At 38.1% G+C, this 12,499-nt stretch carries 11 protein-coding genes, 1 pseudogene and 1 riboswitch; of the genes and pseudogenes, 11 read left to right on the plus strand and 1 reads right to left on the minus strand.

Annotated features, from left to right (window positions below; translation table 11 throughout):
* Positions 1–96: 96 nt before the first annotated feature.
* Positions 97–362, minus strand: a pseudogene (locus tag ACODS7_RS28610) (hypothetical protein).
* 279 nt (positions 363–641) lie between these two features.
* Positions 642–743: riboswitch (purine riboswitch) on the plus strand.
* A 110-nt stretch (positions 744–853) separates the two neighbouring features.
* On the opposite strand from ACODS7_RS28610, the gene purE reads away from it, so the two are divergent.
* The 11 genes from purE (at position 854) to purH (ending at position 12,419) form a co-directional block, all read left to right on the plus strand.
* Entirely contained in the window at positions 854–1,339 is a 486-nt protein-coding gene (gene purE, locus ACODS7_RS28615; RefSeq protein WP_043937814.1) for a 5-(carboxyamino)imidazole ribonucleotide mutase, read from the plus strand.
* Complete coding sequence (purK, locus tag ACODS7_RS28620) at positions 1,336–2,487, plus strand: 5-(carboxyamino)imidazole ribonucleotide synthase (RefSeq protein ID WP_048564830.1); 1,152 nt, start codon at positions 1,336–1,338, stop codon at positions 2,485–2,487. The genes purE and purK overlap by 4 nt, the downstream gene beginning before the upstream one ends.
* Positions 2,484–3,791, plus strand: coding sequence for an adenylosuccinate lyase (gene purB, locus ACODS7_RS28625; protein WP_000625687.1), 1,308 nt, complete (start codon positions 2,484–2,486; stop codon positions 3,789–3,791). The genes purK and purB overlap by 4 nt, the downstream gene beginning before the upstream one ends.
* 88 nt (positions 3,792–3,879) lie before the next feature.
* On the plus strand, positions 3,880–4,599 hold the full coding sequence (gene purC, locus ACODS7_RS28630) for a phosphoribosylaminoimidazolesuccinocarboxamide synthase (RefSeq protein ID WP_029441464.1): 720 nt from the start codon (positions 3,880–3,882) through the stop codon (positions 4,597–4,599).
* Complete coding sequence (gene purS / locus ACODS7_RS28635; RefSeq protein WP_000278823.1) at positions 4,592–4,846, plus strand: phosphoribosylformylglycinamidine synthase subunit PurS; 255 nt, start codon at positions 4,592–4,594, stop codon at positions 4,844–4,846. Before purC ends, purS begins: the two co-directional genes overlap by 8 nt.
* Positions 4,843–5,526 carry a phosphoribosylformylglycinamidine synthase subunit PurQ gene (purQ, locus tag ACODS7_RS28640; protein WP_029441465.1) on the plus strand — a complete coding sequence of 228 codons (684 nt, stop codon included), beginning with the start codon at positions 4,843–4,845 and terminating at the stop codon, positions 5,524–5,526. Before purS ends, purQ begins: the two co-directional genes overlap by 4 nt.
* On the plus strand, positions 5,510–7,729 hold the full coding sequence (gene purL, locus ACODS7_RS28645; protein WP_243169252.1) for a phosphoribosylformylglycinamidine synthase II: 2,220 nt from the start codon (positions 5,510–5,512) through the stop codon (positions 7,727–7,729). The genes purQ and purL overlap by 17 nt, the downstream gene beginning before the upstream one ends.
* Positions 7,714–9,129: an amidophosphoribosyltransferase gene (gene purF, locus ACODS7_RS28650; protein WP_000879026.1), complete on the plus strand. Its 1,416-nt coding sequence runs from the start codon at positions 7,714–7,716 to the stop codon at positions 9,127–9,129. The genes purL and purF overlap by 16 nt, the downstream gene beginning before the upstream one ends.
* Before the next feature lie 105 nt (positions 9,130–9,234).
* Complete coding sequence (gene purM / locus ACODS7_RS28655; RefSeq protein WP_016083737.1) at positions 9,235–10,275, plus strand: phosphoribosylformylglycinamidine cyclo-ligase; 1,041 nt, start codon at positions 9,235–9,237, stop codon at positions 10,273–10,275.
* Entirely contained in the window at positions 10,272–10,859 is a 588-nt protein-coding gene (purN, locus tag ACODS7_RS28660) for a phosphoribosylglycinamide formyltransferase (RefSeq protein ID WP_016083736.1), read from the plus strand. The genes purM and purN overlap by 4 nt, the downstream gene beginning before the upstream one ends.
* Positions 10,860–10,883: 24 nt before the next feature.
* Complete coding sequence (gene purH, locus ACODS7_RS28665) at positions 10,884–12,419, plus strand: bifunctional phosphoribosylaminoimidazolecarboxamide formyltransferase/IMP cyclohydrolase (RefSeq protein WP_243169251.1); 1,536 nt, start codon at positions 10,884–10,886, stop codon at positions 12,417–12,419.
* Positions 12,420–12,499 lie beyond the last annotated feature (80 nt).

Raw genomic sequence — 12,499 nt, forward strand, 5'->3', positions numbered from 1 at the left:
AGCGCCGATGGTAGTTGGGACCTTGTCCCTGTGAGAGTAGGACGTCGCCAAGCAAAAACCTAAGTCGTTTCGACTTAGGTTTTTTTGTGTTTATTTTTATTTACCGAATGTTATAATCCATAAATTTAATAACGCTAAAGACGAAAAAAGAATGAAATAGAGACTGTTTAAAATAATAGCAATGATTTTTTGTGTTCCTGATTTTCCTAATGCCGCTAAAGTAATACTTAAAATAGAACACATTATTTCTATCATAAGTATATATTTTAAATAATGAGATGCTATAAATAAGTATTCAATAATTACAACAATTACTGCGATAGAAAAAATAAATAGGATAATAGCGTAGTTCTTTCTCTCACGTTTATCCTCCTTAGAAATTAAATCGTTATAATAAAAGTTCTATTGATGTGTAGAATACAAGAGTGTACATATTTTGATTTAAAACATACTGAAGTACTATATAAACGATTATAAGTAAATAGATCTCTAGAAATATATATTCTAATTCCCTTTTCTTCTTGCATATAGTTGCAATTCTTCTTTTGAATATAACTAAAACACGAACGTTATTGACTACTAATAAAAAAACATTCGATTATTTATTGACATCGTTTATGAAATATTGTTAATATAGCCATAGAAACAATAATATAAGACCTCATATAATCGCGGGGATATGGCCTGCAAGTCTCTACCTAACGACCGTTATTCGTTAGACTATGAGGGAAAGTCACTCGGTATTTTTCTATTCACAAGGGATACGTATGCCTGAGTAGAGCGCTTTCTCTCATAGTAAAAGAGAAACTGTTCTATTTCAGGCTTTTTTTATTTGAATCGGGGGGATTCTAATATGAAATCACTAGTTGGAGTCATAATGGGAAGTACGTCAGACTGGGAAACAATGAAATATGCTTGTGACATTTTAGATGAATTAAATATACCGTATGAGAAAAAGGTTGTATCCGCTCATCGGACTCCGGATTATATGTTTGAATATGCAGAGACGGCTCGTGAACGTGGATTGAAGGTTATTATTGCTGGAGCTGGTGGAGCAGCACATTTACCAGGAATGGTTGCAGCGAAGACAAATCTTCCTGTAATTGGAGTTCCAGTTCAATCAAAAGCATTAAACGGCTTAGATTCATTATTATCCATCGTCCAAATGCCAGGGGGTGTTCCAGTTGCAACTGTTGCAATTGGTAAAGCCGGTTCAACGAATGCTGGATTACTTGCTGCACAAATACTTGGATCATTCTATGATGATATACATGATGCATTAGAATTGAGACGAGAAGCGATTGAAAAAGATGTGCGTGAAGGTAGTGAGCTAGTATGACGAGAATCATTTTACCTGGAAAAACAATCGGCATTATTGGAGGCGGCCAGCTGGGAAGAATGATGGCATTGGCAGCCAAGGAGATGGGATATAAAATTGCTGTTTTAGATCCTACAAAGCATTCACCATGTGCACAAGTTGCTGATATTGAAATTGTTGCACCGTATGACGATTTAAAGGCAATTCAGCATTTAGCAGAGATAAGTGATGTTGTCACATATGAATTTGAGAATATTGATTATAGATGTTTACAATGGCTTGAAAAACATGCTTACTTGCCACAAGGTAGTCAGTTGTTAAATACAACGCAAAATCGTTTTACAGAAAAGAATGCGATTGAGAAAGCTGGGTTACCAGTAGCAACGTATAGATTAGTTCAAAATCAAGATCAGCTTACAGAAGCAATTGCTGAGTTATCATTCCCTTCCGTCTTAAAAACGACGACAGGTGGATATGATGGGAAAGGGCAAGTTGTTTTAAGAAGTGAGGCTGATGTTGAGACAGCAAGAAATCTTGTGGATAAAGCAGAGTGTATTTTAGAGAAATGGGTGCCTTTTGAAAAAGAAGTATCTGTTATTGTGATTCGTAGTGTAAGTGGTGAAACGAAAGTGTTTCCAGTAGCAGAAAATATTCATGTAAATAACATTTTACATGAATCTATCGTTCCAGCTCGCATTACAGAAGAGCTTTCTCAAAAAGCAATTGCTTATGCAAAGGTACTTGCGGATGAATTAAAACTTGTGGGAACACTAGCAGTAGAGATGTTTGCTACAACTAATGGTGAGATTTACATTAATGAATTAGCACCAAGACCTCACAATTCAGGACACTACACACAGGATGCATGTGAAACGAGTCAATTTGGTCAACATATTCGAGCAATCTGTAATTTACCTCTAGGAGAAACAAATTTGTTAAAACCAGTTGTCATGGTAAACATTTTAGGCGAACATATAGAAGGGGTCCTAAGACAAGTGAATAGACTAACCGGGTGCTATTTACACTTGTATGGAAAAGAAGAAGCAAAAGCACAGCGAAAAATGGGGCATGTTAATATTTTAAATGATAATATTGAAGTTGCTCTAGAAAAAGCGAAGAGTTTGCATATTTGGGACCATCAAGAACAACTGTTGGAGGGAAAAAGATGATTAGTCGTTATACACGCCCTGAAATGGGTGCGATTTGGACGGAAGAGAACAAATTTAAAGCGTGGTTAGAAGTTGAGATTTTAGCTTGTGAAGCATGGGCTGAGCTTGGCGACATTCCAAAAGAAGATGTTAAAAAAATTCGTGAACATGCATCATTTGATATTGATCGTATTTATGAAATTGAAAAAGAAACACGTCATGACGTAGTTGCATTCACTCGTGCTGTATCAGAAACGCCGACATTAGGCGAAGAACGTAAATGGGTTCATTACGGTTTAACATCTACAGACGTAGTAGATACAGCATTATCTTACATCTTAAAACAAGCGAATGAAATCATATTAAAAGACTTAGAGAACTTTGTAAGCATTTTAGCTAACAAAGCGAAAGAGCATAAATACACAATCATGATGGGAAGAACACACGGTGTTCATGCAGAACCAACGACATTTGGTTTAAAACTTGGTCTTTGGTATGAAGAGATGAAACGTAACGTAGAGCGTTTCAAACAAGCTGCTGATACAGTTCGTGTTGGTAAACTATCTGGTGCAGTTGGTACATATGCAAATATCGATCCATTCGTAGAAAAATATGTTTGTGAAAACTTAGGATTAGAAGCAGCACCAATTTCAACACAAACATTGCAACGTGATCGTCACGCACACTACATGTCGACACTTGCATTAATCGCAACATCTATCGAAAAGATGGCAGTTGAGATTCGTGGTTTACAAAAGAGTGAAACACGTGAAGTTGAAGAGGCTTTCGCAAAAGGTCAAAAAGGTTCTTCTGCAATGCCGCATAAACGTAATCCAATTGGTTCTGAAAATATGACTGGTTTAGCTCGTGTTATCCGCGGTTATATGATGACAGCTTATGAGAATGTTCCATTATGGCATGAGCGTGACATTTCTCACTCTTCAGCAGAACGTGTAATTTTACCAGATGCTACAATCGCATTAAATTACATGTTAAATCGCTTTGGTAATATCGTTAAAAACTTAACTGTATACCCAGAGAATATGAAACGCAATATGACAAGAACATACGGCTTAATTTATTCTCAGCGCGTAATGCTTACACTAATCGACAAAGGTATGGTACGTGAAGAAGCTTATGATATCGTACAGCCTAAAGCGATGGAAGCTTGGGAAACACAAGTACAATTTAAAGAGCTTGTTGAAGCTGATGAGCGTATTACAAGTAAGTTAACACAAGAAGAAATTAATGAATGCTTCAACTATGAGCATCATATGCAACATGTTGATACAATCTTTGAACGCCTTGGATTAAACGAAGCGTAAAATTTCATATGGCACAGAATAGAGTCATTCTGTGCCATTCTTTATAAAAACATTATTCACATTTTTCAAACTACAGGGGGCTTGCGAAATGCAAAAGCTAGAATTGCTGTATGAAGGTAAGGCAAAAAGAATTTATCGTACAGAATCAGCAGATATGGTTTGGGTAGAGTACAAAGATAGTGCGACTGCTTTCAATGGGGAGAAAAAAGAGACGATTACAGGAAAAGGTCGTTTGAACAATGAGATTACAACTTTATTGTTCAGAAAGTTACAAGAAGTAGGAATTAAAACACATTTTGTTGAGAAGTTATCTGAAACAGAACAACTTGTTAAAAAAGTGAGTATTATTCCTTTAGAAGTTGTCACAAGAAATGTAATTGCAGGAAGTCTTTCAAAACGATTAGGAATGGAAGAGGGAACTGTACTTGCAGAACCAATCGTAGAATTTTACTTCAAAGATGATGATTTAGGAGATCCACTTGTAACGGAAGATCATATTCGTGTATTAAACGTTGCATCGCCAGAGCAAGTAAGTGTATTACGAAATATGGCTCTACAAATCAATCAAGTGTTGATTGATCATTTCGCAAGCTGTCGCGTAAGATTAGTAGATTTCAAATTAGAGTTTGGTGTAACGGAAGAAGGAGAAATCATTTTAGCGGATGAAATTTCACCAGATACTTGTCGTTTATGGGATGAAACGAGCAATGAAAAGTTTGATAAAGACGTATTCCGTCGCGATCTTGGAAATTTAACAGATGCTTATGAAGAGATTTTAAAACGTTTAGGGGGAATTTCACATGTATAAAGTTAAGGTATATGTAACATTAAGAGAAAGCGTATTAGATCCACAAGGAACAGCGGTAAAAGGAGCACTTCATAGTCTTTCATTCACAGAAGTACAAGACGTTAGAATCGGAAAGTACATGGAATTAACGATTGATAAATCTGTATCTGATTTAGATAGCAAGGTAAAAGAAATGTGTGAAAAACTATTAGCGAACGTTGTAATGGAAGACTTCCGTTATGAAGTTGAGGAGGTTGTCGCACAGTGAAATTTGCCGTAATAGTATTTCCGGGTTCGAACTGTGATGTCGATATGTTCCATGCAATTAAAGATGAGCTTGGCGAAGAAGTAGATTACGTTTGGCACGATACAGAGAATTTAGATGAATATGATGCAATTTTATTACCAGGTGGATTCTCTTACGGTGACTACTTACGCTGCGGTGCTATTTCTCGCTTTGCTAATGCAATGAAAGCAGTGCAAAAAGCTGCTGAGCAAGGAAAGCCGATTTTAGGTGTATGTAATGGATTCCAGATTCTTGTTGAATCAGGATTACTACCAGGAGCGTTAATGAGAAACGAAAACTTAAAGTTTATGTGTCGCACTGTTCAGTTGCGTGTTGAAAATAATGAAACGATGTTTACATCACAATATGAAAAAGATGAAGTAATCAATATTCCAATCGCTCATGGTGAGGGGAATTACTATTGTGACGAAGCGACTCTTAAAAGATTAGAAGAGAATAATCAAATTGCATTCCGTTACATAGAAAACCCTAACGGTAGCGTTTCAGATATTGCTGGTATTGTAAACGAAAAAGGAAATGTACTTGGTATGATGCCACACCCAGAGCGTGCTGTAGATGAATTACTTGGCGGTGCTGAAGGGTTAAAAGTCTTTCAATCTATCTTAAAACAGTGGAGGGAAACATATGTCGTTAATGCTTGAACCAAATCCAACACAAATTAAAGAAGAGCGTATATATGCGGAAATGGGGCTAACAGACGAAGAGTTTGCCATGGTTGAAAAGATTTTAGGTCGTCTGCCAAATTATACAGAAACAGGGTTATTCTCTGTAATGTGGTCTGAACATTGTAGTTATAAAAATTCAAAACCAGTTCTTCGTAAGTTTCCAACGACAGGCGAGCGCGTTCTGCAAGGACCTGGAGAAGGTGCTGGAATTGTAGATATCGGTGATAATCAAGCTGTTGTATTTAAAATGGAAAGTCATAACCATCCTTCAGCTATTGAACCATATCAAGGAGCAGCAACAGGTGTTGGTGGTATTATTCGTGACGTATTCTCTATGGGAGCACGTCCGGTAGCTCTATTAAACTCACTTCGTTTCGGTGAATTACAGTCACCACGTGTGAAATATTTATTCGAAGAAGTAGTAGCGGGAATTGCAGGATACGGTAACTGCATCGGTATTCCGACTGTTGGCGGCGAAGTACAATTTGATCCATGTTATGAAGGAAATCCACTTGTAAATGCAATGTGCGTAGGTTTGATTAACCACGAAGATATTAAAAAAGGGCAAGCGCACGGTGCTGGTAACACAGTAATGTACGTAGGAGCATCAACTGGTCGTGACGGTATTCACGGTGCAACATTCGCGTCGGAAGAACTATCTGAAAGCTCAGAAGCGAAACGTCCAGCGGTTCAAGTAGGGGATCCATTTATGGAAAAACTTCTTATTGAAGCGTGTTTAGAATTGATTCAATCTGATGCACTTGTTGGAATTCAAGATATGGGTGCGGCTGGTTTAACATCATCATCTGCAGAAATGGCAAGTAAAGCAGGAATGGGTATTGAAATGTACTTAGATGATGTACCACAACGTGAAACAGGAATGACACCATATGAAATGATGCTATCTGAATCACAAGAGCGTATGTTAATTGTTGTGAAAAAAGGTAGAGAGCAAGAAATAGTAGATTTATTTGAGAAGTATGGTCTTGCAGCGGTTACGATGGGGAAAGTAACGGAAGATAAAATGCTTCGTTTATTCCATAAAGGTGAAAAGGTAGCTGAAGTTCCAGCAGATGCGTTAGCAGAAGAAGCACCAATTTATCATAAGCCTTCAAAAGAAGCGGCATACTTTGCTGAATTCCAAGCAATGAAAATGGAAACACCAAAAGTAGAAAATTATAAAGAAGCGTTATTCGCTCTATTACAACAACCAACAATTGCAAGTAAAGAGTGGGTATACGATCAATACGATTACCAAGTTCGCACAAGCACAGTGGTTACACCAGGTTCGGATGCAGCAGTTGTACGTGTACGCGGTACAGAAAAAGGATTAGCAATGACGACAGATTGTAACTCTCGCTACATTTATCTAGATCCAGAAATGGGCGGTAAAATTGCAGTAGCAGAGGCAGCGCGTAATATCGTATGTTCTGGCGGGGAGCCACTTGCAATTACAGATTGCTTAAACTTCGGTAACCCAGAAAAACCAGAAATCTTCTGGCAGATTGAGAAATCAGTAGACGGTATGAGTGAAGCTTGTCGCACATTACAAACACCAGTTATCGGCGGAAACGTATCGATGTATAACGAGCGTAGTGGCGAAGCTGTATATCCAACACCAACTGTTGGGATGGTCGGACTTGTACATGACTTAAAACATGTAACAACACAAGAGTTTAAGCAAGCTGGTGATTTAGTTTATGTAATCGGTGAGACGAAAGCTGAGTTTGGCGGAAGTGAATTACAGAAAATGATTCACGGCAAAATTTTCGGTCAATCACCAAGTATTGATTTAGATGTAGAATTAAAACGCCAAAAACAAGTATTAGAAGCAATTCAAGCTGGTCTTGTTCAATCTGCACATGATGTTGCTGAAGGTGGCTTAGCAGTTGCAATTTCAGAAAGTGCGATTGGTGCTAAAGGCTTAGGTGCTACTGTGAAATTAGATGGAGAAGCAACAGCAGCATTATTCGCTGAATCACAGTCTCGCTTCGTGCTAACTGTAAAACGTGAAAATAAAGAGGCGTTTGAGAAAGTGGTAGAAGCAATCCAAGTTGGAGAAGTAACAAGTACAAATGAAGTAACAATTCAGAATGAAGAAAATGAAGTATTACTTACAGCAAATGTAGATGAAATGAGAAAGGCTTGGAAAGGGGCAATCCCATGCTTGCTGAAATAAAGGGGTTAAACGAAGAATGTGGCGTTTTCGGAATTTGGGGGCATGAAAATGCGGCACAAGTTTCATACTACGGATTGCACAGTTTACAGCACCGTGGGCAAGAAGGCGCAGGCATTGTCGTAAATAATGGGGAAAAAATCGTCGGTCACAAGGGGTTAGGTTTAATATCAGAAGTGTTTTCAAGAGGTGAGCTAGAAGGATTAAATGGAAAATCAGCAATCGGACATGTACGATATGCAACAGCTGGTGGAAGTGAAGTTGCTAACGTTCAACCATTGTTGTTCCGTTTTTCCGATCATAGTATGGCGTTAGCTCATAACGGAAATTTAATTAATGCAAAAATGCTTCGCCGTGAATTAGAAGCAGAGGGCAGTATTTTTCAAACTAGTTCAGATACAGAAGTACTTTTACATCTTATTAAACGTAGCACGAAAGATTCTTTAATTGAAAGTGTAAAAGAGGCTTTAAATAAAGTGAAAGGTGCGTTTGCGTATCTTTTACTAACTGGAAATGAAATGATCGTTGCATTAGATCCGAATGGGTTCCGTCCGCTTTCAATTGGAAAGATGGGGGATGCTTACGTTGTAGCATCTGAAACATGTGCTTTTGATGTGGTAGGTGCAACATACATTCGTGATGTAGAACCGGGTGAATTACTTATCATTAATGATGAAGGAATTCACGTAGATCGTTTCACAAACGATGTAGAACATGCAATTTGTAGTATGGAATACATTTACTTTGCACGACCAGATTCTAATATTGCAGGCGTTAACGTTCATGCAGCACGTAAAAACATGGGGAAACGTTTAGCGGCAGAAGCTCCTATTGAAGCAGATGTTGTTACTGGTGTACCAGATTCTAGTATTTCAGCTGCGATTGGCTATGCGGAGGCGACAGGTATTCCGTATGAGTTAGGATTAATTAAAAATCGTTACGTTGGACGTACGTTTATCCAACCTTCTCAAGAACTGCGCGAGCAAGGGGTAAAGATGAAGCTTTCCGCAGTAAGAGGTGTGGTTGAGGGGAAACGAGTTGTTATGATTGACGACTCTATCGTAAGAGGAACGACAAGTAAACGAATTGTTCGTATGCTTCGTGAAGCTGGAGCGACAGAAGTTCATGTAAGAATCGCTTCACCACCTCTGAAATATCCATGTTTCTATGGCATTGATATTCAAACGAGAAAAGAATTAATTGCAGCAAATAATACAGTAGAAGAAATCCGTGAAATGATCGGAGCGGATTCTTTAACATTTTTAAGCGAAGATGGATTAGTAGATGCAATTGGACGTCCATATGAAGGGAAATATGGCGGCTTATGTATGGCTTACTTTAATGGGGACTATCCAACAGCTCTTTATGATTATGAGCAAGAGCTTTTAGAAAGTATGAAATAAGAAAAGTGAAAAAAGCTTCTACTTCTTTTGATGTAGAAGCTAGCTTCTTTCTTAAAACGGCCCGCCCTGGATGGGGAGAAATTAAAAGACGAGGTGTAAATAACGATGGCGAATGCATATAAGCAAGCAGGAGTAGATATTGAAGCTGGATATGAAGCGGTATCTCGCATGAAAAAACACGTACAAACAACTATGAGAAAAGAAGTACTAGGCGGTTTAGGCGGTTTTGGAGGTATGTTTGATCTATCAAAATTTGCATTAGAAGAACCTGTATTAGTATCTGGAACAGATGGCGTGGGAACAAAATTGATGCTCGCTTTTATGGCAGATAAACATGACACAATTGGTATTGATGCAGTAGCAATGTGTGTAAATGATATTGTTGTCCAAGGAGCAGAGCCGCTTTTCTTCCTTGATTATATTGCTTGTGGTAAAGCTGAACCTAGTAAAATTGAAAACATCGTCAAAGGTATATCAGAGGGCTGTCGCCAAGCTGGTTGTGCATTAATCGGTGGAGAAACAGCTGAAATGCCAGGAATGTATTCTACGGAAGAATATGATTTAGCTGGTTTTACAGTTGGGATTGTTGATAAAAAGAAAATTGTAACAGGTGAAAAGATTGAAGCTGGTCACGTGCTAATTGGCTTAGCATCTAGCGGTATTCATAGCAATGGTTACTCTTTAGTACGAAAAGTGTTACTAGAAGATGGAGAACTATCTTTAGAGCGTATTTATGGACGCTTAGAACTACCTCTTGGTGAAGAACTATTAAAACCAACGAAAATTTATGTCAAACCTATTTTAGAACTATTGAAGAAGCATGAAGTATACGGTATGGCGCATATTACAGGGGGCGGATTTATTGAAAATATCCCACGTATGTTGCCAGAAGGAATTGGTGCTGAGATTGAACTAGGATCTTGGAAAATTCAGCCGATCTTCCATTTACTTCAAGAAGTTGGAAAGCTGGAAGAGAAAGAAATGTTCAATATTTTTAACATGGGTATTGGTATGGTAGTAGCAGTGAAGGAAGAAGATGCAAAAGATGTTGTTCGTCTTCTTGAAGAGCAAGGAGAAACGGCTCGTATTATTGGACGTACTGTACAAGGAGCTGGCGTTACTTTTAATGGGGGCACAGCACTATGAGTAGATTAGCAGTTTTTGCTTCTGGAAGTGGATCTAACTTTCAATCTCTCGTTAATGCGGTAGAAGAAAAAAGATTGGATGCAGAAATTAGTTTATTAGTATGTGATAAACCAGAAGCACGTGCTGTTGGGCGAGCGCATTATCATCATATTCCGTGTTTCGCTTTTTCAGCGAAAGCATATGAGTCAAAAGAAGCGTTTGAAAAAGAGATATTAAAGAAGCTAGAAGAATATGAAATTGATTATGTTATTTTAGCTGGATATATGCGTTTAATCGGGCCGACGTTACTAGAAACATACGGCGGAAAGATTATTAATATTCATCCATCATTACTACCGAGCTTTCCGGGTAAAGATGCTGTCGGTCAAGCGTTAGAAGCAGGTGTGAAAGTAACTGGAGTAACAATTCATTATGTAGATGCAGGTATGGATACAGGGCCAATTATTGCGCAAGAAGCAGTGGTTGTTTCTGAAGGGGATACGAGAGAAAGCTTACAAAAGAAAATTCAGCAAGTTGAACATAAATTATACGTAAATACAGTGAATCAAATTGTTCAGTCTGTGAAAGAAGCAACTGTTAACTAACATACAACCAGGGGTGAAGGATAAATGAAAAAGCGTGCATTAGTAAGTGTTTCAGATAAAACAGGAGTAGTAGAATTTGTTAAAGGGTTACTAGAGCAAGGGATTGAAGTTATTTCAACAGGTGGTACGAAAAAATTACTAGAAGAAAACGGCTTACAAGTAATTGGTATTTCTGAAGTAACTGGTTTCCCTGAAATTATGGATGGTCGTGTGAAAACTTTACATCCAAATATTCATGGTGGTCTATTAGCAGTTCGTGATAATGAAACACATGTAGCGCAAATGAATGCACTAGGCATTCAAGCAATTGATTTTGTTGTTGTAAACCTATATCCATTTAAAGAAACAATCGCTAAGCCTGATGTAACATTTGCTGATGCAATTGAAAATATTGATATCGGTGGCCCAACAATGATTCGCTCTGCTGCGAAAAATCATAAATTCGTATCTGTAATTGTAGACCCAGTAGATTATGATATTGTGTTAGCAGAACTAAAAGAGAACGGTGAAGTGGCAGAGGAAACAAAACGTAAACTAGCAGCGAAAGTATTCCGTCATACAGCAGCGTATGATGCGTTAATTTCTAACTACTTAACAGAGCAAATGGGTGAAGAAAGTCCAGAAACATTAACTGTGACATTTGAGAAAAAGCAAGACTTACGTTATGGCGAGAACCCACATCAAAAAGCAACTTTCTATAAAGCGCCATTCGCAGCAACTTCTTCTGTTGCATACGCAGAACAATTACACGGTAAAGAATTATCGTATAACAATATTAATGATGCAGACGCAGCGCTTAGCATCGTAAAAGAATTTACAGAACCAGCAGTAGTAGCAGTAAAACATATGAATCCATGTGGTGTTGGAGTAGGAACTGATATTCACGAAGCATATACTCGTGCTTATGAAGCGGATCCAGTATCAATCTTCGGCGGTATTATTGCAGCAAATCGTGAAATTGATAAAGCTACAGCAGAAAAGTTACATGAAATTTTCTTAGAAATTGTTATCGCACCTTCGTTCTCGCAAGAAGCTTTAGAAGTGTTGCAAAGTAAGAAGAACTTACGCTTACTAACTGTAAATATTGAAAAAGCGACAAGTGCAAGTAAAAAACTAACTTCTGTACAAGGTGGACTTCTCGTTCAAGAGGAAGATACGTTATCATTAGATGAAAGTACAATTTCAATTCCAACGAAACGTGAACCTTCAGAGCAAGAATGGAAAGATTTAAAACTAGCTTGGAAAGTTGTAAAACATGTGAAATCAAACGCAATTGTTTTAGCGAAAGATGACATGACAATTGGTGTCGGTGCGGGACAGATGAACCGTGTAGGTTCTGCAAAAATCGCAATTACACAAGCTGGTGAAAAAGCACAAGGTAGCGCGCTTGCATCTGATGCTTTCTTCCCAATGCCAGATACATTAGAAGAAGCAGCAAAAGCAGGAATTACAGTAATCATTCAACCGGGCGGATCAATCCGTGATGAAGATTCTATTAAAGTGGCAGATACGTATGGGATTGCTATGGTGTTCACTGGCGTACGTCATTTCAAACACTAATAGAGGATTTTTAAAAAGTCCGGTCAAGATAACCTTCGCATGTCGTCGTTGCAATGCCAGTGCGGTACTCATGTAGGAAA

The sequence above is a fragment of the Bacillus sp. FG16 genome (assembly GCF_057809515.1).